Genomic DNA, 26,082 nt, shown 5'->3' with positions numbered 1-26,082 from the left:
CCGAAAGCTGTGGCTTAGGGACGGGAAGCAAAACGTTCGAGCAGATCCACATGCCCGGAAACGATCAGCACGTCTCGCCGGGTCACCATGGTATCCGGTACCGCATAGGTGAAATCCTCGCCCGGGGACTTCACCCCGACGATCGTCACCCCATATTTGGAGCGGACCTTGGAATGCGCCAGCGTGAATCCTTGAGTCTCCTTCGGCGGATACATTTTCACGATCGCGAACCCGTCATCGAATTCGATAAAGTCCAACATGCGCCCACCAACCAAGTGGGCGGCGCGCACCCCGGCATCGGCTTCCGGGTAAATGACGTGATTTGCACCGATGCGGGTGAGAATCTTCCCATGCGCCGGAGTGATCGCTTTGACCCACAGGTGCTCAATTCCTAGATCCACCAGATTCACGGTGATCAGCACGCTGGATTCGATCGAGGTACCCACCCCGACCACGGCAGAGGAAAACTCTTGGGCACCTAACTGACGGAGCGCATCGATATTGGTCGCATCCGCGGCCACCACATGGGTCAGCGTACTGGCCCATTTCTGCACCAGATCCGGGTTGCGTTCAATGGCCAGTACTTCGCGTCCCTGCTTCACCAACTGTTCGGCCACCGCGATGCCGAAACGACCAAGCCCGATCACCAGCACGGGGGCGTTGTGGTCAATGGATTTCTCAGCCAACGATGGGTCTCTCTTCCGGGTATTGGTACAGGGTGTCGCGGTGACGCATGGTCAACGCACTTGCCAAGGTAATGCTACCGATGCGTCCGGCAAACATTAGCGCCGAAAGCACATACTTGCCTTCCGGAGGAAGATTCGCCGAGACATTCATGCTCAAACCCACCGTGGCGAAAGCTGAGATCGATTCAAACAAGGCCTTATCAAAAGACAGTCGGGTGTCGATGACCAGTAGCGCCGCGGTAGCTACCGCCACCAGTGTGGCACCGAGCACGATCACCGAGATCGCCACGCGCATGGTGGATTCTGGAAGCCGCCGGCCAAAGGCACGCACCTCGGAATCGCCACGAACCTCCGCTGCGATGGCCAAGAACATCACCGCGATGGTGGTGACCTTAATACCGCCGGCGGTCGAGGCCGAACCACCACCGGCGAACATCAGCGCATTGGTCAACAACACACTCACCGGTTCCAGCTGGTCTGGCTCCACCAGATTGAACCCGCCAGATCGGGTCATCACCGAGGCGAAGAGCGCATGGGTGAACTTTTCAGCCGGGTTTAATCCGGCGATGGTGCGTGCGTTATTCCATTCGGCGATGAGCCATAACAGGGTGCCAACCAACAACAGGGCTACGGTGACCGCCAAGGTGAGTTTGGTGTGCAGGTTCCATTTACGGTAGTTGAAACGATGTGCCAGTAGCACCATAATCACCGGGAAACCAAGCGAGCCGAGGAATACCCCGAGCATTAACGGTCCTAAGATCCAGCCGTCCAAGTTATAGGGGACCAGCCCGTTGGAGTGCGGGGTAAACCCGGCATTGTTGAACGCCGAGACGGCATAGAACACCCCGTGCCAGATCGCCGAACCAAGTGTCTCACCGAGCACGACGAAGCGGGGGATCAGCAACAGTGCGATCACCAGCTGCAGACTAATCGCGGTGGCGATCACGATCCGCAACAGTGACCCGATCTCGCCCAAGGCCGATGCTCCGGCGGTGTTCAGCGAGCTCTGCACCACCAGTTTGCCGCGCACCCCGAGCCGTTTGGAGACGGCCAAAGATAGTAGCGAAGCGATGGTCAGGATGCCCAAACCACCGACGAACATGGCGATCAAGATCATCAGCTGACCGAAGAAGGACCAATGGATCGCGGTGCTCACCGTGGTCAACCCGGTCACGCACACGGCAGAGACCGCGGTAAACAGGGCATCGTGTAAGGCGGTAGCTTCACCGTCCGCGGCCGCAAGAGGTAATGCCAGCAGGGAAGTGAAGATTGTGATCACCAGCAGGAACGCGGCCAGAGCTAAGCGTGCGGGGGAGCGGACCGTAAAATCGGCAGCCGCCGTTTTCAGGTGTTGCCAGCGGCGCTGACGGCGGATCCGCTGCTGTTCGGTCAGCCCCACACGGTGGCGTGCTACAGGATCGTTCACCCATCGCCTCCTTGATCGTGGCCCAACGCCATGCCTCAAAGATAATCTACGCACAGTTCTTTTCAGGTGCAGGCTACAGGGTTAAATGACAGGTTGTTCCGTCCAAGTAAACGGCAAAGTATTGAGATGCGTCACAGTCCGGTAGCCTGAGAGGGTGTTAGAGCCTCAGTATCCGCCCCGTCCAACCCTCGTGGTGTGGGATGAGAAGTACCTGCAATACAAGTTCAGCGACTACCATCCCATGCATCCGTGCCGACTGGAGCTCACCATGCGGCTCAGTGAACAACTGGGCGTGCTCGGTGGGAAAAATCTCACCCGCGACACCCCGGTGGTGGCTTCGGACAGCGAGCTGGCCGCGGTGCATGATGCTCAGTACATCAAAGAAGTGCGCAAGGTCAGCGATGACCCTAGTATCTCCGCTCCGGACTTTGGGCTGGGCACCGAAGATGACCCGGTCTTCGCCGGGATGCATGAGGCCAGTGCCCGCATCTTCGGGGGTTCGCTGGTAGCCGCCGAAGCAATTGCCAGCGAAAAAACTGTGCGTGCGGTGAACTTCGCTGGTGGCATGCACCACGCAGCGAAAAGCAAAGCCAGCGGATTCTGTATTTATAACGATGCTGCCGCCGCCATTCAGCACCTGCTCGATAGCGGGGTGCAACGCGTGTGCTACATCGACGTGGACGCACATCACGGGGATGGCACCGAATCCCTGTTTTGGGATGATGAACGGGTACTGACCATTTCGGTGCATGAGTCTGGGATGAGCCTGTTTCCCGGCACCGGTTTTGCCAACGAGATTGGTGGGCCGCAAGCTGAGGGCAGTGCCGTCAACCTGGCCCTACCGGCTATGACGGGGGACGCCGGATGGATGCGTGCCTTCCATGCGGTCGTTCCGCAGTTGGTGCGCGCCTTCAAGCCAGAGGTCATTGTGTCTCAGCACGGTTGTGATGCACACCGTGATGATGATCTGACCAATCTAAAACTTTCCGTTGATGCCCAACGCCAAGTCGCCTTGGACATCTCCCAGCTAGCCGACGAGATCTGTGAGGGTCGCTGGTTGGCCACCGGTGGCGGTGGATATAACGTCACCGGCGTAGTACCCCGTAGTTGGAGCCATCTGATCGCGATCGCCGCCGGCACCCCGGTGCCGCTGCGCACGTACGTCCCCGAGGAGTTCCGCCGCTATGTGCTGGAAACCTATGGGAAGGCCGTGCCCTACCTGATGGGTGATGACGCACAACTGTGGTGGCGTAACTGGGAAGTGGGCTATGATCCTGCCGATCCGGTGGACCGGGCAATTATTGCTACACGCAAGGAAGTGTTCCCGCTTTACGGGTTGGACCCCTGGTTCGATTAAGCCGAGCTTGTAGCGGCTCCTGCCGTCGCCGCGCGGCAGTATCGATTATGAGATCTCACACGCAAGGACTTGGAAGAAATTCTCGCTGTTAATCCATATATGCCGTTAGGGTAATGTCTGTGGCTATTGATGATTTGTTCTCTGCGCTGGCCGAACCGACTCGCCGTCGTATCCTTGAAGAACTCAAGGACGAGGCGCTGGCGGTTGGGATGCTGGTCGACAGGCTAGGGATTTCCCAACCCACGGTATCCAAGCATCTGAAGGTGCTGCGTGAAGCGTCCTTGGTGACGATGAATGCTCAGGGGCAGCGACGTATCTACGCATTAGAGCTGGACGCGGTTCAAGCTTTGGGGCAGTGGTGCGAGCAGTTCCTCCCAGAACCTGAAATCATCGACGAACCGGAAGCAGACCTGGCTGGAACCCAGTTAGTGACGGTCAACGGTGCCAACTCCGCTGGGATCCCGGCGGCGGCGCAAACTCTGGGACGCAGCGTCGGGCGCAAGCTCGAACATGTCACTGGACGAGCCCAGGAAATTATTGAACGTTTTCCCCGCTTTGGGCGCAAACGCTAAGACGAGACAAGAGCAACCGCCACCCGGAAAAGTCACGGGCAGCGGGCCATACGTTACGTGTGGCAGAAAAAAATTTACGCAGAATTTCCGTGGAGACCCGTTTCCGTGGCATTCTCGACGATGGGGCAAAGACGCCGGTACTGCGGTAGAAGTCTGCCCCAGCGCCTGCCCCAAGTGATGAGGAGAACAACTTGGACAAGCATCTAGCGACTATCCGTGATGAGGTATTCCGCAGAAATCCTGGCGAAGCCGAATTCCATCAGGCTGTGACAGAAGTCTTCGAAAGCCTCGAAGCAGTCTCCCAGAAGCACCCTGAATACGCCGAAGCTGCCATTCTGCAGCGCATGTGCGAACCCGAACGCCAGATCATTTTCCGCGTTCCATGGGCCGATGACGAAGGTCGAGTCCAGATTAACCGTGGCTTCCGCGTTGAGTTCAACTCCGCACTGGGCCCATATAAGGGTGGATTGCGTTTCCACCCATCGGTATACCTAGGCACCGTGAAGTTCCTAGGCTTTGAACAGATCTTCAAGAACTCCCTAACCGGTATGCCTATCGGTGGCGGCAAGGGTGGGTCGGACTTCGACCCCCGCGGGCGTTCGGACGCCGAAGTGATGCGTTTCTGCCAGTCATTTATGACCGAGCTGTTCCGTCATATTGGTGAGTACACCGACGTGCCAGCCGGTGACATTGGGGTGGGCGGTCGCGAGATCGGTTACCTCTTTGGCCAGTACAAGCGCATCACTAACCGCTACGAATCCGGTGTGCTCACCGGTAAGGGCTTGAGCTGGGGCGGATCGTTAGTACGTCCAGAAGCCACCGGTTACGGGGCGGTGCTGTTCACCCAGGAAATGCTTGCTACCCGCAACACCAGTTTTGAAGGTCAGCGCGTTGTGGTCTCCGGATCCGGCAATGTCGCCATCCATGCCATTGAGAAGGCACAGCAGTTCGGTGCCCATGTGGTGGCTGCATCGGACTCCGGCGGATACATCGTGGACGAAAACGGTATCGATGTGCCGTTGCTTCGTCAGATCAAGGAAGTCGAGCGCGGACGCATCAGCGAATACGCTGAACGTCGCGGATCGAAGAAGGTCCGATACGTCGAAGGCGGCAACGTCTGGGATGAAACCTGCACCGTGGCCCTGCCGTGTGCCACCCAGAACGAGTTGGGTGCTGCCTCGGCTAAGAAGCTGATCAACAACGGTCTGATTGCCGTGGCTGAAGGCGCGAACATGCCATGTACCGCGCAAGCTACCTCCCTCTTCCAAGACGCCGGGATCCTCTTTGGTCCCGGGAAGGCCGCCAACGCCGGTGGTGTGGCCACCTCGGCGCTGGAAATGCAGCAGAACGCCAGCCGTGACTCTTGGTCCTTCGCTCACACCGAGCGTCGACTCAGCGAGATCATGGTGGGCATTCACGACCGCTGTGCCTCGACCGCCGAAGAATATGGCGTGCCAGGTAACTACGTGGCTGGCGCGAATATCGCCGGTTTCGTGAAGGTTGCTGATGCCATGCTGGCACAGGGCTTAATCTAAGCGAGCAAGACAAAATTCACCGCATCAGTACGGCAATGTGCCGCTAACTGGTGCGGTGAATCGCATTAACCATAGAACTTCTCAAACTTCTTTGGTCACGCGTGTGTTCCTGCTTCTTAAAGGACAAGACGAACCATTAGACTATGGGATGAAGCGTACCCAACTTTGATTGCCGATGTTGATCACTAGTCGTTGAAGTACAGCTTTTCGTAGCGCGACAAAATAGAGATCAGCGTCAGGAGATATTCCCCTATGGCGGATAAACAGAATTTTGCCGGAGCACGGTTCATGACTGTGGCCGAAGTGGCCGAGATGATGCGTGTTTCAAAGATGACCGTTTATCGTCTGATCCACGCCGGCGATTTACCCGCCGTGCAATTTGGCCGCTCCTATCGCGTTCCAGAAAACGCCGTCGAAGCTTACCTGCAAGCCGCAGGTGTTGATCCTCACAGGGGAACGGGATCATACGGTAGTTAGCTTCGCGATGGTCAGAACTTGGCCGAAGAGCGGGTAATCTATTAAGGAACGTTTAACGTCCGGTCGACCGTGCGTCAAGATCTTAGTGGTCTGACGGTCACGCGGTTGATGCATTTTATTAGTCTGTGAGGAACCACTATGGGCTCAGTAGTAAAGAAGCGCCGCAAGCGTATGTCGAAGAAGAAGCACCGCAAGCTGCTTCGTAAAACTCGTCACCAGCGCCGCAACAAGAAGTAGTCTCGACTTTCGAGCTACTTCGCCACTAATGATCGCCACCGTGATCCGGGACTTCCCGGCGGTGGCGATTATTGTTTTAACCGCGCCACATATTCCGTAAGCGCGACAGGCTCCGCTGAGCGGCCCACACCGCACCGATCACCCCTGCGAGTTTGAGGCTCAGCTTCGCGGCTTGCTGCCCGGTGCGAAAATCATAGATCTGCCAGCCCTGAGCCTTGGCGTAGGCCCGCAAGCGTGCATCGGGATTGATCGCCACTGGATGCCCCACGGCTTCTAACAGGGGGACATCGTTAAAGGAATCCGAGTAGGCCCAAGAGTCCACCAGCCGAATATTCTTCTCTGCGGCCAGCTGTCGTACCGCCCGGGCTTTCTGTTCCCCATGCAAAATCGAACCGATGAGTTCGCCGGTGTACTGCCCGTTATGGCTGGCTACGTGGGTGCCTAAAGCCCCGGTGAGTTCTAGCCGACGGGCAATAACTCCGGCAACCTCCATGGGGGTGGCGGTCACCAACCACACCTCGCGACCCACGCGCAGATGGCCGCGGGCGATGGCGACCGTGTTCTGCCAGAGCTTCGGGTGGATGAACTCGTCGTAAATCTCGTCGCCAAGCTGTTCCATCTGGCTCACGCTGGTGCCCGCAACCAATTTCAGGGCGCGGTCGCGAATGATCTGAATATCGGCCATGTGCTCACCACTGAGCAGAAAACGTAGCTGTTTGATGGCGAAGAACAGCACCTCCCGAAAGCGGAAGAGCTTTCGTTGATGCATTTTGCGGGCCACCGCGAATAATGAAGCCCCGCGAACAATGGTGTTGTCCACATCAAAGAACGCAGCAACCACCGGTTCAGGAGTCGAATCCGGTGAGAGGGGCGAAGAATTTTCGGGAGCACGCATTTGACCCATTTTATCCGCAGTACCTGCCAAGTTGTTGTGCCTTCACCTCTCGGAGAGTCTCAATTCGGTCACGCACCGCGTTGCCCGGCGGGCTCATGAGAACATGGGATGGTGAGTCAAACACCGAACATTCAGCTCCTAGTCCGTCAAGACTGTCACCTGTGCGCCGCCGCACGCCAGACCGTGGACGAGGTGACCGCGTCATTGGGGCTGTCATTTGCTGAGCTCGATATCGATGAGCACCCTGAACTGTTGGCGCAGCATCATGAGGAAGTACCGGTATTGCTCATCGATGGTGCGGTCCGAGACTTTTGGAGAATTGACCCGCAACGTCTGCACCGCCTACTCACCGCCTAAAACTTTGCGGCAGCTGCTGCCGGATTGGCCGACCGACCGAAAGAATCCATTGACTGAACCACGAATCCTGCCCGAGGCCACCTTGATGCGCCTAACGCAGTATCTGCGGGCACTCAATACCCTGAGCATCCAGGGCACGGAACGCACCAGTTCGGGAGTACTAGCCGAAGTGGCGGGGGTGAACCCGGCGATCTTGCGCAAGGACTTGTCCCTGCTCGGCTCCTACGGGACACGTGGAGTGGGTTATGTCGTGCAGGACCTAGCAAATCACATCAACCGCACCTTGGGCCTGCATCAGGACTGGCGCGTGGCCATTATTGGTGCAGGTAACCTTGGCCGCGCGTTGAGCGGGTATGCCGGTTTCCGCTCCCGTGGCTTCCACGTCAAAGCAATCCTCGATAGCGCTCCGGCGCTGATCGGTACCAGCGTGGGGGAGCTGACGGTCCAAGATTCGGCGCAGTTGGCCAAGGTGGTTGCGGATGAAGACATCAATATTGCCGTGTTGGCGGTTCCTGGGGACGCAGCTCAGGTATTGATCGACCAGCTGGCGGTACTGGGTGTGCGCAGCATCCTCAGCTTCGCTCCCCAAGTGATTCGTGTGCCCGAAGGGGTGGAGCTGCGCCGCGTAGATTTGTCCACGGAACTGCAGATCCTGACCTATCACGCGGTGCGTTCGCTGGCCCCGTCAGAAGACGCGCAGGGAGCTTAAAAACCGCGAGCCCCACCGGCGCCCACCGCATTCACCCGGGGGTGAAGCGTGGGGCAACGGTGAGGCCCGTGGCAGAACTACGGTTTAGCGGTAGCCAGCCATCCGGGCGGCCTTGCGCTGGGCGATGTACTGGCTCGATGGGCGTAGCCAAGCAAAGACCACGCCAGCAATACCTAATAGGATGCTACCTACGAAAGTGAGCATCAATATCGCGGTGTCGGCGGAATTGGCGTAGAGCGAAATCATCGGCACCGTGGTAGCCAGACCGAAGAGTGAGAGCACTGCCAGAATGGTGGCTATGATCCGCATGGCGTTCACCCCGCGGCCGACAAAGAAGCCCACCAAGAAATAGAGCACCAGACTCACCACAATGCTGAAGATCGCCAGACTGGTCATCCCCTGAGCAAGGGTGTCAAACAAGAGCTCAGGATTTTCAATCAGCCGCTGTAGTTCAGGGTTATCCGCTAGCGCTGGATCGGATTCCAACTGCGTACGGAACTCACTTTCAAACAGAGCCCATTCCGAACGCATCACGTTGGTGAGCAGCTGGGTGCTATTGATCAGCCAGGTGCACAGGGCTGAAAGGATGCCAGCGCCCATGATCAGCCAGAAAGCAATCTTCAGGCTCTGCGGACGTTCGGTGGGCGGCTGCACCGGTGCGTACCCTCCGCCTGGCGGATACGGGTACTGCTGAGACTGCCCATAAGGGCTAGGTTGTTCCGGAGCCGGTTGACCGTAAGGATTCGGTTGCTGGCTTGGCGGCTGAGAAGGGTAATTTCCGTAGGGGTTATATGGCTGGCCGGAACCTGCCTGATCCCCGGGCTGATTCGGGTCGTAGTTGCTCATCTGTATCCCTCGACTAATGCTGTTATCTTCCTACTGATAAGCCTAATGGACAGACAATTGTGACTGGCACCTCCTAAAGGATGGTTTTTGCTTATGGGAATCCCATGCGCAAGCTGTGAAAAGTTGAGTGTGGCCACAATTGTGCAACTTTGCGGCAAATATTTGAGAGACTGGGGACATGCCTAAATCGACCGTCCATTTGTTGCGCCACGGAGAAGTGTTTAACCCCGAAGGTATTCTCTACGGACGGATTCCCGGTTACGGGCTCTCCGAGCTGGGTTTCGAAATGGCCCGTCGAGCCGGTGAGCATTTTGCTGAACAGCACCAGGCCGGTGTCAAGCTGGTGCGAGTAGTGGCATCCCCGTTGTTGCGAGCTCAGCAAACTGCCGAGCCAACCGCGAGCACCCTCGATTTGCCCATTCACACCGATGAGCGGGTGATTGAGGCCGGAAACCGCTTCGAGGGGATGTCCAAGGTGGCCACGCAGCTGCGCCAACCCAAGTACTGGTCCTATGTGCGTAATCCGTTTAAGCCCTCGTGGGGTGAGGCTTACCGGGATCAGGTGACCCGGATGCGCGAAGCCATGCAGGAACACCGTCAAGCCGCGGTGCGTGAAGCTGGGGATGGCGCTGAAGTAGTGATCGTCAGTCACCAGCTTCCGATCTGGGTGACTCGCCGGGCTTCCCAAGGCCAGCGGCTCTGGCATGATCCACGGCAACGTGAATGCACGCTGACCAGTGTCACAAGTTTTGAATTCGAGGGCGATCAGTTGGTCGACCTGCGGTACACCGAGCCTAATGCCGACCTTTTAGCCGGCGCGGCGAATATCCCTGGAGCCTAAGACGATGACCGATTCTTCGAAGCCCGCACCACAGTTGGGGCGCCGGGCGTTGATGCGTTCGATGCTGTTAGCCGCCGCAGCTGTCCCTTTGGCCGCGTGCACGGTCAAGGATGACCCGCTGGCTCAGCAGGCTCGTGCCGGGGATAACAAGAATTACATTGCCGGGGACGGCGCAGTGGAAGAATACGCCGTCGCTGCACGCACCGAACCGGTACAGATCACCGCCGAAACCTATCAGGGCACCAAGGTCGACTTTGCCAACTATGTGGGATCCCCGGTAGTGATGAATTTCTGGTACGCGGCCTGCGCCCCATGCCGGATTGAAGCTCCACACCTGCGTAAACTCAACGAGCAGTTTGCCGGTCAGGTACAGTTCTTGGGTGTCAATGTGCGCGATGAGAAGGAAGCCGCACTGGCTTTCGAACGCAGCTTCGAGATCCCCTACGAATCGGTGCAGGACACTGGCGGGGAAATCCAGCTGGCCATGACCCAATATGTTCCGTTGCAGGCGGTACCAACAACCTTGGTACTCGACCGTAACGGCCGCGTCCGGGCGCGGGTCATCGGCGCGGTGGAGGAAAGCACCTTGCGTAGCTTGATCCAAACCGCGCTTGACGAGGAGCTGTGACGCCTCGGTGACTTCCAATCCATTTGCGGAGATCGTGCTGGATGGGTCCTTGCTCTTAGCTGCCCCGGTAGCTATTATCGCCGGCCTGGTCTCCTTCCTCTCCCCGTGCGTGCTTCCGCTGGTGCCAGGATATCTGGGCTATGTGACCGGACTGACCGGCGCGGACCTGAAGGATCACCGCCGAGGCCGGGTGCTGGGTGGGGTGCTTTTATTTATCGCCGGTTTCTCCGTGGTGTTCATCTCCGCCGGAGTACTGTTTAGCCAACTCACCGCCTGGTTGCACTTCAATGGAGCCTGGGTAACCCAGCTCTTGGGACTGGTGGTGATCTTCATGGGCGTGGTCTTCATGGGCGGCATCAGCTTTATGCAACGCGACCGGAAAATTCACAGCAGACCCAAGGCCGGACTCTGGGGTGCCCCAGTACTGGGGTTCACCTTCGGGCTGGGTTGGGCACCGTGCATAGGCCCTACCCTCAGTGCGGTGTTGATCATGAGCACCGGCGCGGACGCCAACGTGGCCCGAGGCGGTCTGCTGACCTTGTTCTACTGTGTGGGATTAGGCGTACCCTTTATTTTGATCGCCTTAGGAATGCGTCGTGGCATGGGCGCCATGGGCTTCTTCCGTCAGCACCAGCTGGCGATTATGCGCTTTGGCGGTGGGATGCTGATCTTGCTGGGTGTGGTGATGACTACCGGGCTTTGGGGAAGCTGGGTAGCCGAATTACAAAACTGGTTTGCCAATGAAGTGAGGTTGCCTATCTAATGGCACGAACCGAGAAGACCGCGACCACCTCCAAGAGCCCGCGCAAGCGCAGTGAAGCGCCAGCGTTGGGACCCTGGGGGATGCTGCGCTGGATCTGGACACAGCTGACGTCCATGCCCACAGCATTGTTCTTGTTACTGCTGTTGGCAATAGCCGCGGTACCCGGCTCGATTTTCCCGCAGCGCCGGGTGAATCCAGAAATGGTGACCGAGTACCTAGAGCTGAACCCGGTGAGCGGACCTTGGGTGGACCGTTTCCACCTCTTTGACGTGTACTCCTCACCCTGGTTCTCGGCAATCTACCTGCTGCTGTTCATCTCCTTGATCGGTTGTATCGTTCCGCGGATCAAGAAGCATGCCAAAGCGTTGCGAACCCCGCCACCGCGCACCCCAGCCCGACTTGATCGGCTTCCGCAGTACACCGCTTTGGATTTTGATACTGCTGCCGGTGAGGTGCCGCAAGATGCGCAAATCATTGAAACCACCCGAAAAATCCTCAAGCGCCGCGGCTACCGGGTCGAGGCGCGCCTCGACGCAGCAACCCCGTCCGTGGCCGCAGAACGCGGCTACCTGCGTGAAATCGGGAACCTGGTCTTCCACATTTCCCTAGTCGGAGTGCTCGCCTCGATGGGTATCGGTGGCGCTTTCGGCTATAACGGGCAGCGCGTGATCGTGGAGGGTGAAACCTTCGTGAACTCCTTGGTCTCCTATGATTCCTTCTCCCCAGGCACCAGTTTTAATGCCGAGAATCTCGTCCCATATTCGGTCACTCTGGATAAGTTTGAGATTGTGTTCGACCGTGATTCCGAGACGCACTTTGGCCAGCCGCTGGACTTCACCGCCAACGTCACCACACGACGTAGCCCCGGTGCAGAGCCAGAGGCCGAACAGATCAAGGTGAATTACCCGCTCCGCATCAACGGTGCGGACGTGTATCTGGTCGGTAACGGGTATGCGCCGGTGGTCACGGTGCGTGACGGCGACGGAAATGTTGCCTTTTCCGGTCCGGTAGTTTCGGTGCCCCAGGATGCGGTGTACACCTCGGTGATGGTGGCCAAGGTTCCCGACGCTGCACCCCAGCAGCTGGGTTTCCAAGGATTCCTGTTGCCTACCGCAGTGCTCGATGAGAATAACTTCGGTGTTTCCGCTGACCCGAATGCGGTCAATCCACAGCTGCACCTGAACGCCTATGCCGGTGATCTGGGTATCGATGAAGGTGTCCCGCAGAACGTGTATGTGCTGGACACCAGTAAAATGACCGAGGTTAACTCGCGCACCTTGGACGCCGGGGGCATCATCCTTGAAGCCGGGCAGACCTATGAGTTGCCGGACAATTTAGGTAGCATCACCTTCGAAGATCTCAAACGCTATATTGCCATCGACATCAACTCCGATCCGGGCAAGCTACCTATCGCGATCTTCTCCGGTCTGGCGCTGCTGGGGTTGGCGGTATCGCTGTTTACCCCACGCCGCCGCGTTTGGGTGAAACTACGAAACACCGGGGGGAACACCGGTATCGAGTTTGCACTCTTGGCCCGGGGTGAAGATCCACGCTTGGAAAACGAAGCTCGTGAACTACGCAATATTTTCGACAAGACCTGGCCGCTAGCCCAGGACGAGGAAAAGCAAGGAGAAATCCGTGAGGATTAGTACTCTGAGTGGGTATAACAGCTCAATGACCCCCATCAACGAAACCTTGGGCGTCTATAGCCAGTTGTTCATGCTGCTTGCGGCCATGGTCTATATGGTGGCCTTTATCTTCTACGCCCTGGATCTGGCGCAGACCAACAAAACCATCGCAGCGATGGACGCCGCGGCGCTCGAAAATGACCAGAAGGTCATGGCTCACGCGGGAGTCGCCGCCCGCGGCTCCTCCCGCAAGAAGGCCGGCCGCGCCGATAACATCGGCGAGCACGTGGTCACCGACAAAATGGATTACACCTCGCGCGGTGTCCGGCGCAATATGGCACGAATCGCGGTGGTGTTGTCCTGGCTTGGCCTAGCCATTCACGCCGGCGCGGTTATCTCTCGTGCAGTAGCCGCGAGCCGCGTGCCCTGGGGCAACATGTACGAATTCTTGACCACCGGTGCCCTGGTAGTGGTTGTGGTCTACATGGTGGCACTGTTCTTCAAGGATCTGCGTTTCGTGGGATCCTTCATCATCGGGTTGGTGACCCTGATGCTTTGTGCCGCCACCATCGGCTTCCCAACCCCGGTCGGTCACTTGGTTCCGGCATTGCAGAGCCCGTGGATCGTGATTCACGTGTCGATTGCGGTACTTGCGTCGGCACTGTTCTCGATCAGCTTCGCCATGAACGTGCTCCAGCTGTTGCAACACTCGCGGATGAACCGTCTGAGCGAAGGCAAGAAGGACAAGCTAGGCTTTATGCGCCTCGTACCGGGTGCTGGCGCCTTGGAAAACTTCGCCTATCGAATCAACACCATCGCGTTCGTCATGTGGACCTTCACCCTCATCGCCGGAGCCATCTGGGCCGAGGCCGCGTGGGGCCGATATTGGGGATGGGATCCGAAGGAAGTTTGGACCTTTGTGATTTGGGTGGTGTACGCCGGTTACCTGCACGCACGTGCAACCGGTGGTTGGACCGGGCCACGCTCGGCTTGGCTGTCCATCGTTGGCTACGGCTGCCTCATCTTCAACTTCACCGTTGTGAATATCTACTTCAACGGCCTGCACTCCTACGCCGGAGTCTAAAACCGCGAGACTGAAAGCCGTAGGGGCGGTCCCAGACAACTGGGGCCGCCCCTACGGCATTAAAATGAATCGGTTCGCCCCCGACTCTGCGCAGACCCGAGCGGTGCGGCAGGATACGCAGGGAGGAATGCGTGGGTGTGGCCGCAGCGAGCAACGGAAAAGAGACCGAGGCCCGGTACGCTCCGGACAGTCGGTACTAACTCCACTCAGAGTATGAGACACCGCCGTGCGGATGTGTCAACGGAGCGCGGGTATGACCGCCGATTCCGTCCTTGAGGGCGCACCGGATCTCTCAGACCTGCTCTCCCTATGTCTGACGGGAAACAGGCTACCTGGCGCTAGGGATCCTGCCAGCAACGCAACAAGGCCGGTTGTTTTCACCGGAAAAATCTGGAGAAAACAGCCGACCTTGTTACGCGGATTCATTAAAGTTCGATTGCGGCCACGGTACGCAGCGCGCGGGCCGCTTCGGCGCCCTTGCTGAGGAAATGCTCAAAGTAGAACTTCTGGTGTTCTTCCCCTGCATGGAAGTGGTGCGGGGTGAGACTCACTGAGAAGGTCGGTACATCGGTGTCTAGCTGTACTCGCATGAGCCCATCAACTACTGCCTGAGCAACAAAGTCGTGACGGTAAATCCCGCCGTCAACCACCAGAGCGGCCGCAACGATCCCATCATATTTCCCGCTTTTCGCTAAGCGTTGAGCCTGTAACGGCATTTCATATGCGCCAGGCACGGAAAGAACGGTCAGTGAGTAATCCTGCCCCGAAGCATCCATATCTGCCCTAAACCCAGCCAATGCCTGGTCGACAATATCGGCGTGCCAGCTGGCCTTGATAAAAGCGATGTTTAATGACTTACCCATGGTGTGCTCCCTGTGACTTGATTGACGTTCAGTGCCTGATCTACCTTCTAGCTTAGTGATTTAGCTCTCTTATGGTTATTGGCCCGTAATAGTTCGGACCGTCTCGATTCACAGTCAACAGCGTTAGGCGTGCGGTGAGGCGTTAAAAAAGTTTGGGGCCCGGCAGTAGCGGGCCCCAAACGATTTTGGTGAGAGCGAACTAGCTCTCCTTGGAATTCGGGTCAGATGCGTTGTCTGTTGACTCGTCGGTTGAACTCGGTGGATCCTTAGGCGTTGGAGGGTCCTTCTGTTCATTCTCCTGACGCTTAAGCTCGCTCTCCCGCTGATCCAGCTCGCTCTCGCGTTGCTGTTGACGACGCCAAACCTCCAACTGGCGTAGGAAATCTTCGTCATCGTCGGGCGCATTGCTCCGAGGTGGCACATTTGCCGGGTTCGCGGTGTTGGGTCGTCCTAAGAGGTACCAGAGACCCGCGCCAATCAAAGGCAAGAGCAAGATGATCAGCAACCATGCTGCCTTTGGCAGAGAGCGGATCTTGTGGCGTTCGGTCCGGGCACAATCGATCGTCGAATAGATCGTCAACGCAACGGCGACCAATGAAGCAAAAATAATAAAACGGACCATAGATCTATTCTAGTAAAGATCTGTCGGACGTAATGCTCGGTAGACTGTACTACGTGCAGTTTCTCAAATATTCCGTAATCCGTCTCGGTATCTTCTTGGCCGTATTTTTTAGCCTGTGGCAACTAATGAGCTGGCCGATCTTCCTCGCCGGTCTGATCGCCTTAGTGGTGGCCTTCGCCGTGTCCTACCTGTTTTTCAATAAGTTGCGTCTGGCTGCTGCCCAGGACGTGCAAAAACTTTTTGCGCGCACTAGCAGTAACAAGACTCAGAAGCAGCTTGTTGATGAGCAGATCGAAGATTCCTACGACGAGCAGCAGCGCAAGACCGAGGGCAACCAGTAGCCGTTAAACGTACTGGAAGACTACGGCCAAGGTGAAGAGCAGGGCGTAGACGGTGTTGACGATGCCGGTCTGTTGCAGGACCGGCACCAGCTTGCCAAGATTCGGCTCACGGAGCATTAGCCAGCAAGGCCGGATCGCCACACCGAAGGTGAGCAGGATCAGCCACATCCACGGGTAACTATCGGTGAGCAATACCGGTAACAGAATAGCTATGGTGAGCATTGCGACGTAGCTCAATCGAGCGTTACGGTCTCCGAGACGGACAGCCAAAGTGATCTTTCCGACCGGCTTATCGGTGGGGATATCACGCACGTTATTGGCCATCAGTAACGCGGTTCCAATCAACCCGGTACCGATCGCGCCGATCAGCGAGGCTTCGGTGATCCGGTTAACCTGGGTGAAGGTGGTTCCCATGGTGGCAACCAATCCAAAGAAGATAAACACATAAATATCTCCCCAGCCTCGGTACCCATAGGGATTCTTACCTCCGGTGTAACCCCAAGCGGCGAAAATCGCGGCCACTCCGACCAACAGCAGTGGCCACGCCGAGGACAGAATGACCAGTAGCAAGCCGAAGAGTGCGGCGAGTCCAAAACAGCCGAAAGCCGCGTTGCGCACCTGTTTGGGTGCCGCAGCGCCCGAACCGGTCAATCGCAGCGGACCGACACGTTGCTCATCGGTTCCCCGGATTCCGTCCGAGTAATCATTGGAATAGTTCACCCCGACCTGCAAGAGCAGGCCCACCAACAAGGCGAGCAGGGCGCGTACCCAGTTGATCGGCTGTTCCGGGTCCACCGCGGCTGCGGTACCAATTACCACTGGGGCAACGACAATCGGCAAAGTGCGCAAACGCGCACCGGCAACCCACTGGGAGATGGTGGCCACGGGAGTAGTCCTTTCGGGATAAAAACCTTCGACCCTCCATTTTCGCTCTAAAAGTCTCAGCGAGCGAATCGGCCAGTCTAGAGCGAGCTCAGCTGCTGGATAATCGTGCGTCGATCGATCTTTCCGTTAGCCAGTAATGGCAGCCCGTGCGGGTAATGCAGAACCCGTTTGGGGACGGCTGACGCTGAGATGGTGCGGCGCACCGCTTCGAAAGCATCGTGGGTGTCGGTAGGCCCGCTATACGCCAATCCCACACTTTGACCCCATTCGGCGTCGGGTACTGGGACAACCAGACACTGGGTGAAGAATTCTTCGAGCAACAGCTCGACCTGACTTGCCGAGAGTTTTACCCCACCGGTGTTGATGACATCATCGACGCGCCCGGCAATCCGTAGCTTGCCATTCTCCACACTGCCTAGATCATCGGTCAGGTACCACCGTCGCTCATCGCGTAGCACAAAGTGTTCGGCGGTAGCTTGCGGATCCTGCGCGTAGCCTTCGGCCAGCATCGGCCCGGTGACCAAGATCCGGCCTTCTTCTACACGTAATTGCACCCCGGGCAGGGCGGTGCCGTTATAAACCAGACCACCGGCGGTTTCACTGGAACCGTAGGTTTGGAAAATCTTTAACCCCAGGTGCCGGGAGGCGGTGAGCAGATCCTTGCTGGCGCGGGCTCCGCCGAGCAGGATCGCGTCATAGCTCTTCAGCGCCGTGACGGTCTCGGTGCTGGGATTATCTAGGAGCCTGGCCAATTGGGTGGGGACCAGCGAAGTCAGTTTCGTTGCAGAGGTCAACTGCGCGGTGGCGGCGACAAACTTCTGGGCACTGAATCCGTCTGACAGGTCCATCACTACCGGTTCGGTGCCAGCAAAAAGTGAGCGTGTTAACACGCTGATCCCGGCAATGTAATGCACCGGTAGTGCCAGTAACCATTGTCCCTGCATGCCCAAGAATTCCGCGGTCGCCTGTGCGCTGGCAGCCATGGCCGCGGTGGACAGCACCGTACGTTTAGCTCGCCCGGTGGACCCAGAGGTGCGTACCACCAGAAGCGGATCGTGGAATCCTGGAAGCTGTTCGGGACTCACATAAGTGATCCGGGCGCCATCGGGATGACCTGGATCGGCGATCACCTCCACCGCTGGGCCGTCCTCGTTGATCGCTTGAGCTAACGCCCGGTGCAGCCGGGCATGCAGGGAATGTGGTTTCATCAAGGACCGGACTTAGAAATAGTACGGGTAGTTGGACCAGTTGGGGTCACGCTTTTCCAAGAAAGCATCGCGACCCTCGACCGCTTCATCGGTCATATATGCCATGCGGGTGGCTTCTCCGGCGAAGACCTGCTGACCAGCTAAACCGTCATCGGCCAGGTTGAAGGCGAATTTCAGCATGCGGATGGCCTGTGGAGACTGGTTGGCGATATCTGCGGCGTATTCCAAGGCCACTTCTTCCAGCCGTTCATGGTCAACAGCCTCATTCACCGCACCCATTCGAACCATATCTTCGGCGGAATGCTCACGAGCTAGGAAGAAGATCTGGCGGGCGTTCTTCTGACCCACCTGGCGAGCCAAGAGGGCCGAACCATAGCCGGCATCAAAAGACCCCACGGTGGCGTCGGTCTGCTTGAACTTTCCATGTTCGCGCGAAGCAATGGTGAGATCGGATACTACGTGAAGTGAGTGTCCGCCACCTGCGGCCCAGCCGTTGACCACGCAGATCACCACCTTGGGCATGGTGCGGATCAGGCGCTGCACCTCCAAAATATGTAGCCGGCCGGCACGGGCCGGGTCAATGGATTCGCGGGTCTCACCCTCGGCATAACGGTAGCCGTCACGACCACGGATGCGTTGATCCCCACCGGAACAGAATGAATGTCCACCGTCTTTGGGGGAGGGGCCATTGCCGGTTAACAGTACGGTGGCCACATCGCTGGTCATCCGAGCATGATCCATGGCCCGGTAGAGCTCGTCTACGGTGTGTGGGCGGAAGGCGTTACGTACTTCGGGGCGGTTGAAAGCGATACGCACGGTGGGTAAATCTCGCTCGCTACCGGACTGTTGATCCCGCGCCACCTGACGGTGATAGGTGATGTCAGTGAAATCGAAGCCTTCGACGACCCGCCACTGGGTGGGGTCAAAGATGTCGGAAACCTTCTGGGGCACGGGGGAAATTTTCTGGCTACTCACCCTATGCATGCTAGTACGTTCTGACGCCTAGGGCATGTTCTCGCGGTGGTGAACCGCAGAATGGGGAGTGCAGGTCATTGCGCCGCCCGTTGAAACAGCTCGGCGCCGGTGCACCACCAAGCTTCGCAAAGCTTCGTGGTGCACCGGCGCCGGACCGGGCGGCTACCAGGTACTACGACTGTTTGGCCGGTACCTGAGCCAGAATGCCAGTCTCGGTCGCATCCGGAATTTCGGTGCCGCGCAATGATGCGCCCGCGGTTTCGGGCATGAACCGAATCGCGACCAGCCCCACCACACAAGCCACCATCATGTAGATGGCCGGAACCAGAAGGAACCCGGTGGCGTTGATCAGTGCCTCATTGGCCATGGCAGCGGTACCACCAAAGATCGCGGTGGCCACGTTATAGGTGATAGCGAAGCCAGCGAAACGAACATGGGAAGGGAACATGGCCGGGAAGGTGGCGGTAATTGTCGCCAACTGCGGAATGTACAGGATCCCGAGTACCGCAAAGGCCACGATCGCCCACGCGAAACTCTGACCCATCAGCCAGAACATCGGGAGCGCCAAGACAAAGAGACCAATCACCGAAAAGTACCATAACGGTTTACGGCCCACCTTGTCAGAGAGCGAACCGGCGAACGGGATCAACGCCATCATGGCGACCTCACCAATCAAGATGGTGGCCAGCGATGCATTCGGATCCAGACCCAGCTGGGTTTCCAAATAGGTTGGCATGTAACTGAGCAGCGTGTAGTTGACCACGTTCAGGGCGATCACTAAACCGGTCATGACCACCATGGGACGCCAGTAGTTACGGAACAGGTCGCGCATCGGGCTGCTTTGTTCGACTTCACCGGAGGCTTCCAGCTCCTGGAATACCGGGGTGTCCTCGATCTTATTCCGCAGGTACAGCCCAATCAGACCCATGGGCAAGGCCAGGAAGAATGGCAGGCGCCAGCCCCACTCCATCATGGCCTGGTCGGTGAGTAATAATTGCAGTCCCAGCATGACCGCGGTACCCAAAGCGAAACCGCCGAGGGTGCCGAACTCGAGGAAGGAACCGAAGAAGCCACGTTTGCGGTCCGGCGCGTACTCAGCCATAAAGGTAGCCGCTCCGCCGTACTCACCACCAGTGGAGAAACCCTGCACCATACGCAGCAGAACCAGCAGGATCGGTGCGAAGATGCCGATTTGTTCGAAGGTGGGCAAGGCGCCGATTAAGAACGTGGCTACCGACATGATCATAATCGTCAGAGCCAGGACGCGCTTGCGTCCTAATTTATCGCCTAGCGGGCCCCAAACCAGTCCGCCCAGTGGGCGGACAAGGAAGGAGATCGCGAAGGTGGCGAGAGCTAGCAGCCTGCCGCCTTCGGAAGGGAAGAAATGAGCGGTGATATAGGTGATGGCCACCGCGTAAACGCCGTAGTCGAACCATTCGGTGAGATTACCGATGGCCGAAGCAGCCGTAGCTTTGCGGATCTCGCTTCGACCGGCCGCGGTAGATTCGTCAGGGCCGATGCTTTGGGATAGATCCGGGGTGAAAGGTGTGTTGTCAGATGGATTAGTGGGTTGGCTGTTTACCGGTGGCATTACTGCTCCGTCGTCTCTCAGCTTTCCGTCGACCGGATGCCCAAGGGCGGCAGTTTTTGCCCGCGCTTGGTAACGGTCCACGATCTGGGCCGTCGCCCAGAGTCGGTCAGTTATTTGACGTTACTCGTATCTTTGCCAGCTATCAAGGTCTGACATGGAATTCTTTGAGTTTGCTGACCGACTAAATGCTGGTTGACCTAAGTGAACAGTGCCATAATGTGCAATGGTTCACGTTGTGTTCTTGACCCGATCCGTGTCGGATGGGATTCTATAAGTGAACGAATGGTCGGTAAGTATATCTGTTGGCTGATGAGTCCGGACTTCTCACCTGGAACTTTGCCCGGAGCGCTGCCGGCCGTAGCCTTGCACGGATGATCTCTGCGTAGCAGACAAAGGAGTTTTCATGAGTGAAGCATTCTTGGTAGGAGGCGCTCGGACGCCGGTGGGCCGGTACGGTGGGGCACTGAGCTCGGTGCGCCCCGACGATCTGGCCGCCTTGACCATCCGTGAAGTGATCGAGGCTGCCGGGATTGACCCGCAGGCGGTGGACGAGGTCATTTTCGGGAATGCTAACGGTGCCGGGGAGGAAAACCGGAATGTGGCTCGCATGGGCTGGCTTTTGGCCGGGTTCCCGGACACTGTGCCCGGCATTAGCGTCAACCGACTCTGCGCCTCGGGGATGAGCGCCATCACAATGGCCAGCCACATGATCAAAGCCGGCGCGGCGGATATCGTGGTGGCCGGTGGCGTGGAATCCATGTCACGTGCCCCTTGGGTGATGGAAAAACCGGCTAAAGCCTTCGCCAAACCCGGCGCGGTCTTCGACACCTCCATCGGTTGGCGCTTCACCAATCCGCAGTTTCTTTCCGGAGAGCTTTCCCGTGATGGCAAAGCCACCTACTCGATGCCGGAAACCGCAGAGGAAGTTGCCCGCGTCTACAATATCTCCCGCGAAGAGTGCGACCAGTTCGCCGTCGAGTCCCATGCCAAGGCCATCGCTGCGATCGAGGCTGGCCGATTCGCCGATGAAATAGTCCCGGTGACCGTCAAGACCCGCAAGGGTGAGATTGTGGTGGACACCGATGAGGGGCCGCGTCCGGGTACCACCATGGAGGTGCTCTCCGGACTGCGCCCGGTGGTGAAGCATGGCAGCGTGGTCACCGCGGGTAACGCCTCGACCCTGAACGATGGTGCCTCGGCCATTCTGGTTGTCTCTGAACGCGCCATCGAACGCTTTGGCTTGACTCCGCGTGCTCGCGTGGTCGACGGACAAGCCGCAGGCCTAGCGCCTGAAATTATGGGCATGGGCCCGGTTCCCGCCACGCAGAAGGTCCTTGCGCGTGCCGGGCTAGACATCTCTGCGATCGGAGCCATGGAAATCAATGAGGCCTTCGCCTCGCAGTCGCTGGCCAGTATGCGCGAACTGGGCGTTGATCCAAGCATCGTGAACGCCGACGGTGGCGCAATCGCATTGGGGCACCCACTGGGTTCCAGTGGTTCGCGAATAGTGATCTCACTACTGGGCCGGATGGAGCGCGAACTGGGTGGTCAAGAGCGCAAGTTGGGCGTGGCCACGATGTGTGTCGGTGTGGGGCAAGGAACCGCACTGCTGGTGGAAGGAGTGTAGCCGGTGAGCTTAAGGGCCGAAGACTTCAGTACCTTGCGCATCAGTGAGGACACCGACCGATTGCGCGTGCGCTTGCACCGACCCGAGGTGCGTAATGCCATTGATCAGCAGATGGTCAACGAATTGCACCATGTCTGCGAGTATTTGGAGCGTACGCCCAAGATTCTGATTTTGGCAGGTACCCCGGGGGAGGCGCCAACTGCGGATAACCCCAAAGGTCGCAAGGGAATCTTCGCCTCCGGTGCCGATATTGCCCAGTTGCGGGAACGCCGCCGCGATGACGCGCTGGCCGGAATTAACTCCGGGATTTTCGACCGAATCGCCAAGTTGCCGATGCCCGTCATCGCCGCCTTGGACGGTTTCGCTCTCGGCGGGGGCGCTGAATTGGCTTACGCCGCCGATTTCCGGATCGGTACCGAGGCTCTGCGGATGGGTAACCCCGAGACGAATTTGGGGATTATGGCCGCGGCCGGCGCGACCTGGCGGCTGAAGGAATTAGTGGGAGAAGCCCTCGCCAAGCAAATTCTGCTGGCTGGCAAGGTACTTACCGGAAAGGAATGCTTGGCCGCAGGGCTGATTAGTGAGTTACATCCCGAATCTGAATTGGATGCCGCGGCCGAGGCGCTGGCGGATCAGATTGCGGCACAAGACCCCTTGGCAGTGCGGATCACCAAGAGCGTTTTCCACACCCCACGTGAGGTGCACCCGGTGATCGACACCTTGGCTCAGGGGATGCTCTTTGAGTCCGACGCCAAATTTGACCGCATGCAAGCTTTCTTGGATCGAAAGAAGAAGTAACACCATGACCCCAAGCATTCCCTCATACGTTGGCGTCCTTGGCGGTGGCCGGATGGGTGCAGGTATCGCCCACGCATTCTTGATCAGCGGTGCCACCGTCTGTGTTGTCGAACGCGACCTGCCATCGGCCGAAGCGGCCCGGGAGCGAGTCATCGACTCCGTGGACAAGTCCTTGGCCCGGGGTACCGTCAACGAAACCCGTGAGACGCTACTGGAGCGTTTCAGCGTCGCCACCGACTACCAGGAATTCGCCCGCTGTCAGCTGGTTGTCGAAGCCGTGCCGGAACTGTGGGAGCTGAAAGTCTCGTCGCTACAGGCGGTCGAAGCAGTCATGGCTGAGGACGCGGTCCTCGCCTCGAACACCTCCAGCCTCTCGGTCAGTGGTCTGGCAGCTGAACTGCAGCGTCCAACCCGATTCCTTGGCCTGCACTTCTTCAACCCGGTGCCGGCCTCCACCTTAATCGAGGTGGTCATTGGCAAGCAGACCGATGAAGAACTGGTCGCTGCAGCCCGCGGCTGGGTCGAAGCGTTAGGTAAGACTGCGGTGGTAGTCAACGACGCACCAGGCTTCGCTTCTTCACGGTTGGGCGTGGCCATCGCACTGGAAGCCATGCGCATGGTGGAAGAAGGCGTCGCAAGTGCCGAAGACATCGATAACGCCATGGTGCTGGGCTACAAGCATCCCACCGGCCCACTGCAGACTACGGACATCGTTGGACTAGACGTCCGCTTGGGAATCGCCGAGTACCTCCATGCCGAACTCGGGGAACGTTTCGCCCCACCGCAGATCCTCAAGGACCTCGTGGCCGAGGGGAAGCTGGGGCGAAAGACCGGCCAAGGATTCTATAGCTGGTAGGAAACCACAGCGGCAGCCTACGCGCTCATACCTTCTTGGGTGTGAGCGCGCAGGCTTTAACCCGTGAATAAGAGTGCCAGCAACCCCTCGAAGACGATCTGCGGATCCTGAGCTAACCCCTTGGTCGTAAACCAGAGACAGAGATTTTCACAATCTCGATAAAGGTAATCGAAGCCATTGATGTTGCCAGCCAAGTCTACGCATTGGGGCACATCGATCACCACGAGGCGCTCGCCGGAGATTAGCAAGTTATAGGCAGACAAATCCCCATGCGCTATCCCCTCGGATGCGAATCCCTCCAGTAGCCCCAACGCTTGAATCCAGAGGTCCGGTAAACGCCGATCTCCACGGGGTAATTGCTGTAGCCGCGGCGCGGCGTTACTGGGGCGTTCCGGGTCAGCGATGAACTCCATCAGAATTTCGGTACCATCAAGCTGCACCGGGTAGGGTACCGGAATGCCGGCTCGATAGCAGCGCACCAAGAAGCTGAACTCGGCACTGGCCCATTGCAGAGCCGCAACTTCCCGGCCGTAGCTGCTCGAAGTCTTGAGCGCACGCATGTCTCGTGAGCGGCGCACGCTACGCCCCTCACTATAGGATTGCGAGCGGTTAAATTGCCGATGTTCCGCAGCCCGGTAGCGTTTGGCGGCCAGTAGAACCGAACGAGTCGCGGTGGCCCGCTGCAGTAAATAGACTTCACCTTCCTTCCCCGTTTTTAGCAGGCCCAATGTGGTGTCAATAGCCGCGGCATCCTCGATAAGCCATGACGGGTAAGGCCTGGGGCCGCGTAGCCTTTTAGCGATCGAGGGCCACGTTGAATGACGTTGCTCCGCGGGCAATGGATCGCGGGCGGATTCGACCCATCGCGCCCGGTTTCGGTGCCGGGGTTCAAAGTTTTCTGGGAGATGTTCTAACTGACCGTGTGAAGCAGAGTAAGCCACTGGATGTCCTTGGAAAAAGCGGTGGTCGAGGTGCGGGGCAGATGAAAAAGAACCATCGCAATCACTCCTTCCAAAGATATTGATTGGGAAATATCAATCACTATTAAACTATCGTGGACGGGGATATGGTGCAATGGGGTTATGGTGGAATTTTCGCGGTACCGGCCAGCAGCTGGGGATCTGAACTGGGATGGGTCGGTCAATGCTCGGCGGATTGTCGGCGAGATTTATCGGATGGGACGCCGTGAATGGCTGACCGCGCGCGGCTGGGAAGAAATGCGGCACAGCGGGGTGCGGCGGATTATTGACTTGCGAAACCCCGGAGAGAATCGGATCCGGGCGCGTGATCCGCAGGTTCCAGCTAGTGCGCAGGCAGGGATTGAGATCCTTCAGCTTCCCTTGGAAGAGCCTGATAATGCGCGTTTCGCGGCCGTGGCCAGACCCTATATGAACCACCCGGCCATGTACCGCTTGGTCTGCGAGGAGTTTCCCGATCACCTGCGTGAAGTTTTTAGTGCACTGGGGGAGAATGCCGGTGGAGTCGTATTGCACTGTTCAGCGGGGCGCGACCGCTCCGGCTTGGTCGCCAGCCTACTTCTGGAGTTGACCGGACAAGCCGAGCGGGTGTTGCAACACGATGAATTAGCCACCCGCGGGATCAATGAGTGGCACCGTGTCAGCGGCTATCGGCATCCTCACGAGACCTATCAGGAAGATGCCCAGCTGCAGCGCATGGTCGACAGCCGCGCCCGCGCCTTGGAAGAGTTCATGGCTTGGCTGGGTAGCGCCGAAACGTTTTTGCGCGAGATCGGAGTTCCCGAAGCGATCTTGCGGCGCCTCCAATTTCATGCGCAGACACCCCAGAGTTAGCACGCCGGGTACTACTGGGCAGGTTTATCTACTACCAAATTAGTGATGCGCATGCTGCAAATTCGGCGGTCCTGCTCATCGGTGATCACCACGTCGTGGCTGGTCATACGCCGGCCGAGCTTGATCGGGGTGGCGGTAATGATGATGTCGCCTTGCGTGGCCGAACGGTGGTGGGTGGCGCTGACATCCACGCCAACGACAACCTTGCCGAAGGTAGAGGCATATTTAACCGCGGCCCACGAACCCACCGCCTCCCCAACGGCGAGCGACGCCCCGCCATGCAAGAGCCCAAAGGATTGGGTGTTTCCGGCCACCGGCATGCGGGCCACCACCTTGTCCACCGATTCCTCGATAATCCGAACCCCCATTTTGCGATCTAGCTCGCCAAGTTCGATGATCCAGGGCTCCATGGTGGACTCTGTGCGGTTCGTCTGAGACATAGTGCTCTCCTAAAGGTGTTACCC

Annotated in this window: 29 protein-coding genes; 17 read left to right on the top strand and 12 right to left on the bottom strand. The window is 58.2% G+C overall.

The genetic code is table 11. From position 1 onward, the window contains the following. Nucleotides 1-14: 14 nt before the first annotated feature. Both ACQQZ8_RS11740 and ACQQZ8_RS11735 read right to left on the bottom strand, forming a co-directional pair. A complete protein-coding gene (locus ACQQZ8_RS11740) occupies nt 15-653 on the bottom strand; it encodes a potassium channel family protein (RefSeq protein WP_431712187.1) in 639 nt (212 codons plus the stop codon). A 25-nt stretch (nt 654-678) separates the two neighbouring features. Further along, nucleotides 679-2,112 (bottom strand): TrkH family potassium uptake protein, encoded by a 1,434-nt coding sequence (locus tag ACQQZ8_RS11735; protein ID WP_431709987.1) that lies wholly within the window; start codon nt 2,110-2,112, stop codon nt 679-681. Nucleotides 2,113-2,353: 241 nt separating this feature from the next. On the opposite strand from ACQQZ8_RS11735, the gene ACQQZ8_RS11730 reads away from it, so the two are divergent. The 5 genes from ACQQZ8_RS11730 (at nt 2,354) to ACQQZ8_RS11710 (ending at nt 6,290) form a co-directional block, all read left to right on the top strand. After that, a complete protein-coding gene (locus ACQQZ8_RS11730; protein WP_431712186.1) occupies nt 2,354-3,469 on the top strand; it encodes an acetoin utilization protein AcuC in 1,116 nt (371 codons plus the stop codon). Between the two features lie 119 nt (nt 3,470-3,588). Then, nucleotides 3,589-4,041, top strand: coding sequence for an ArsR/SmtB family transcription factor (locus ACQQZ8_RS11725; protein WP_431709986.1), 453 nt, complete (start codon nt 3,589-3,591; stop codon nt 4,039-4,041). 191 nt (nt 4,042-4,232) lie between these two features. After that, nucleotides 4,233-5,576 (top strand): NADP-specific glutamate dehydrogenase, encoded by a 1,344-nt coding sequence (gdhA, locus tag ACQQZ8_RS11720; protein WP_431709985.1) that lies wholly within the window; start codon nt 4,233-4,235, stop codon nt 5,574-5,576. 252 nt (nt 5,577-5,828) lie between these two features. Continuing rightward, nucleotides 5,829-6,053 carry a helix-turn-helix domain-containing protein gene (locus tag ACQQZ8_RS11715; RefSeq protein WP_431709984.1) on the top strand — a complete coding sequence of 75 codons (225 nt, stop codon included), beginning with the start codon at nt 5,829-5,831 and terminating at the stop codon, nt 6,051-6,053. A gap of 138 nt (nt 6,054-6,191) precedes the next feature. Further along, nucleotides 6,192-6,290 carry a 30S ribosomal protein bS22 gene (locus ACQQZ8_RS11710; protein WP_019174583.1) on the top strand — a complete coding sequence of 33 codons (99 nt, stop codon included), beginning with the start codon at nt 6,192-6,194 and terminating at the stop codon, nt 6,288-6,290. A 76-nt stretch (nt 6,291-6,366) separates the two neighbouring features. On the opposite strand, the gene ACQQZ8_RS11705 is transcribed toward ACQQZ8_RS11710, so the two are convergent. Continuing rightward, nucleotides 6,367-7,185: an HAD family hydrolase gene (locus tag ACQQZ8_RS11705; protein ID WP_431709983.1), complete on the bottom strand. Its 819-nt coding sequence runs from the start codon at nt 7,183-7,185 to the stop codon at nt 6,367-6,369. 111 nt (nt 7,186-7,296) lie between these two features. Between ACQQZ8_RS11705 and ACQQZ8_RS11700 the strand changes: the two genes are divergently transcribed. Together ACQQZ8_RS11700 and ACQQZ8_RS11695 are read left to right on the top strand one after the other, a co-directional pair. Next, a complete protein-coding gene (locus tag ACQQZ8_RS11700; RefSeq protein WP_431709982.1) occupies nt 7,297-7,542 on the top strand; it encodes a glutaredoxin family protein in 246 nt (81 codons plus the stop codon). Between the two features lie 49 nt (nt 7,543-7,591). Then, nucleotides 7,592-8,251 (top strand): redox-sensing transcriptional repressor Rex, encoded by a 660-nt coding sequence (locus tag ACQQZ8_RS11695; RefSeq protein WP_431709981.1) that lies wholly within the window; start codon nt 7,592-7,594, stop codon nt 8,249-8,251. Between the two features lie 84 nt (nt 8,252-8,335). Here ACQQZ8_RS11695 and ACQQZ8_RS11690 read toward each other — a convergent pair whose 3' ends face one another. Next, nucleotides 8,336-9,097 carry a DUF3824 domain-containing protein gene (locus ACQQZ8_RS11690; RefSeq protein WP_431709980.1) on the bottom strand — a complete coding sequence of 254 codons (762 nt, stop codon included), beginning with the start codon at nt 9,095-9,097 and terminating at the stop codon, nt 8,336-8,338. Nucleotides 9,098-9,275: 178 nt separating this feature from the next. On the opposite strand from ACQQZ8_RS11690, the gene ACQQZ8_RS11685 reads away from it, so the two are divergent. The 5 genes from ACQQZ8_RS11685 to ccsB are packed head-to-tail and all read left to right on the top strand — an operon-like array spanning nt 9,276 to nt 14,041. Continuing rightward, complete coding sequence (locus tag ACQQZ8_RS11685; protein ID WP_431709979.1) at nt 9,276-9,938, top strand: histidine phosphatase family protein; 663 nt, start codon at nt 9,276-9,278, stop codon at nt 9,936-9,938. Nucleotides 9,939-9,942: 4 nt separating this feature from the next. Continuing rightward, nucleotides 9,943-10,566 carry a TlpA family protein disulfide reductase gene (locus ACQQZ8_RS11680; protein WP_431709978.1) on the top strand — a complete coding sequence of 208 codons (624 nt, stop codon included), beginning with the start codon at nt 9,943-9,945 and terminating at the stop codon, nt 10,564-10,566. A 7-nt stretch (nt 10,567-10,573) separates the two neighbouring features. After that, entirely contained in the window at nt 10,574-11,329 is a 756-nt protein-coding gene (locus ACQQZ8_RS11675) for a cytochrome c biogenesis CcdA family protein (protein WP_431709977.1), read from the top strand. Beyond that, complete coding sequence (resB, locus tag ACQQZ8_RS11670) at nt 11,329-12,978, top strand: cytochrome c biogenesis protein ResB (RefSeq protein WP_431709976.1); 1,650 nt, start codon at nt 11,329-11,331, stop codon at nt 12,976-12,978. The genes ACQQZ8_RS11675 and resB overlap by 1 nt, the downstream gene beginning before the upstream one ends. A gap of 25 nt (nt 12,979-13,003) precedes the next feature. Next, nucleotides 13,004-14,041 (top strand): c-type cytochrome biogenesis protein CcsB, encoded by a 1,038-nt coding sequence (gene ccsB, locus ACQQZ8_RS11665; protein WP_431709975.1) that lies wholly within the window; start codon nt 13,004-13,006, stop codon nt 14,039-14,041. Between the two features lie 425 nt (nt 14,042-14,466). Here ccsB and ACQQZ8_RS11660 read toward each other — a convergent pair whose 3' ends face one another. Both ACQQZ8_RS11660 and ACQQZ8_RS11655 read right to left on the bottom strand, forming a co-directional pair. Then, nucleotides 14,467-14,904, bottom strand: a complete 438-nt coding sequence (locus tag ACQQZ8_RS11660; RefSeq protein WP_431709974.1) for a 6,7-dimethyl-8-ribityllumazine synthase — start codon at nt 14,902-14,904, stop codon at nt 14,467-14,469. Between the two features lie 199 nt (nt 14,905-15,103). Beyond that, nucleotides 15,104-15,526 (bottom strand): PLDc N-terminal domain-containing protein, encoded by a 423-nt coding sequence (locus tag ACQQZ8_RS11655; RefSeq protein ID WP_431709973.1) that lies wholly within the window; start codon nt 15,524-15,526, stop codon nt 15,104-15,106. A 53-nt stretch (nt 15,527-15,579) separates the two neighbouring features. Here ACQQZ8_RS11655 and ACQQZ8_RS11650 point away from each other — a divergent pair, with 53 nt between their 5' ends. Next, complete coding sequence (locus ACQQZ8_RS11650; RefSeq protein WP_431709972.1) at nt 15,580-15,867, top strand: DUF4229 domain-containing protein; 288 nt, start codon at nt 15,580-15,582, stop codon at nt 15,865-15,867. Between the two features lie 3 nt (nt 15,868-15,870). Here the strand turns inward: ACQQZ8_RS11650 and ACQQZ8_RS11645 are convergent, their stop codons facing one another. From ACQQZ8_RS11645 to ACQQZ8_RS11630, 4 genes are all read right to left on the bottom strand, one after another. Further along, nucleotides 15,871-16,752, bottom strand: a complete 882-nt coding sequence (locus ACQQZ8_RS11645) for a 1,4-dihydroxy-2-naphthoate polyprenyltransferase (RefSeq protein WP_431709971.1) — start codon at nt 16,750-16,752, stop codon at nt 15,871-15,873. A gap of 77 nt (nt 16,753-16,829) precedes the next feature. Continuing rightward, nucleotides 16,830-17,960 carry an AMP-binding protein gene (locus tag ACQQZ8_RS11640; protein ID WP_431709970.1) on the bottom strand — a complete coding sequence of 377 codons (1,131 nt, stop codon included), beginning with the start codon at nt 17,958-17,960 and terminating at the stop codon, nt 16,830-16,832. Nucleotides 17,961-17,972: 12 nt separating this feature from the next. Beyond that, the gene (locus tag ACQQZ8_RS11635) at nt 17,973-18,935 is read right to left on the bottom strand and encodes a 1,4-dihydroxy-2-naphthoyl-CoA synthase (RefSeq protein ID WP_431709969.1); all 963 of its coding nucleotides are present in this window, start codon (nt 18,933-18,935) and stop codon (nt 17,973-17,975) included. A 172-nt stretch (nt 18,936-19,107) separates the two neighbouring features. Next, complete coding sequence (locus tag ACQQZ8_RS11630; protein WP_431709968.1) at nt 19,108-20,526, bottom strand: MFS transporter; 1,419 nt, start codon at nt 20,524-20,526, stop codon at nt 19,108-19,110. A gap of 403 nt (nt 20,527-20,929) precedes the next feature. Between ACQQZ8_RS11630 and ACQQZ8_RS11625 the strand changes: the two genes are divergently transcribed. From ACQQZ8_RS11625 to ACQQZ8_RS11615, 3 genes are read left to right on the top strand one after another with little or no spacing between them, the layout of a single operon-like run. Beyond that, nucleotides 20,930-22,153 carry a thiolase family protein gene (locus tag ACQQZ8_RS11625; protein ID WP_431709967.1) on the top strand — a complete coding sequence of 408 codons (1,224 nt, stop codon included), beginning with the start codon at nt 20,930-20,932 and terminating at the stop codon, nt 22,151-22,153. A gap of 3 nt (nt 22,154-22,156) precedes the next feature. After that, nucleotides 22,157-22,951 carry an enoyl-CoA hydratase/isomerase family protein gene (locus ACQQZ8_RS11620; RefSeq protein ID WP_431709966.1) on the top strand — a complete coding sequence of 265 codons (795 nt, stop codon included), beginning with the start codon at nt 22,157-22,159 and terminating at the stop codon, nt 22,949-22,951. Between the two features lie 4 nt (nt 22,952-22,955). After that, nucleotides 22,956-23,807, top strand: coding sequence for a 3-hydroxyacyl-CoA dehydrogenase family protein (locus ACQQZ8_RS11615; RefSeq protein ID WP_431709965.1), 852 nt, complete (start codon nt 22,956-22,958; stop codon nt 23,805-23,807). 56 nt (nt 23,808-23,863) lie between these two features. Here the strand turns inward: ACQQZ8_RS11615 and ACQQZ8_RS11610 are convergent, their stop codons facing one another. After that, on the bottom strand, nt 23,864-24,748 hold the full coding sequence (locus tag ACQQZ8_RS11610; protein ID WP_431709964.1) for an RIO1 family regulatory kinase/ATPase: 885 nt from the start codon (nt 24,746-24,748) through the stop codon (nt 23,864-23,866). 141 nt (nt 24,749-24,889) lie between these two features. Between ACQQZ8_RS11610 and ACQQZ8_RS11605 the strand changes: the two genes are divergently transcribed. After that, entirely contained in the window at nt 24,890-25,618 is a 729-nt protein-coding gene (locus ACQQZ8_RS11605) for a tyrosine-protein phosphatase (protein WP_431709963.1), read from the top strand. An 11-nt stretch (nt 25,619-25,629) separates the two neighbouring features. Here the strand turns inward: ACQQZ8_RS11605 and ACQQZ8_RS11600 are convergent, their stop codons facing one another. Continuing rightward, nucleotides 25,630-26,058, bottom strand: coding sequence for a hotdog fold thioesterase (locus ACQQZ8_RS11600; protein ID WP_431709962.1), 429 nt, complete (start codon nt 26,056-26,058; stop codon nt 25,630-25,632). Nucleotides 26,059-26,082 lie beyond the last annotated feature (24 nt).

It is taken from the genome of Glutamicibacter uratoxydans, from assembly GCF_050753455.1.
Classification (GTDB): Bacteria; Actinomycetota; Actinomycetes; order Actinomycetales; family Micrococcaceae; genus Glutamicibacter; species Glutamicibacter uratoxydans_A.
Note: the sequence above shows the minus strand (reverse complement) of the source record. Positions and strands in the feature narration are given on the sequence as shown.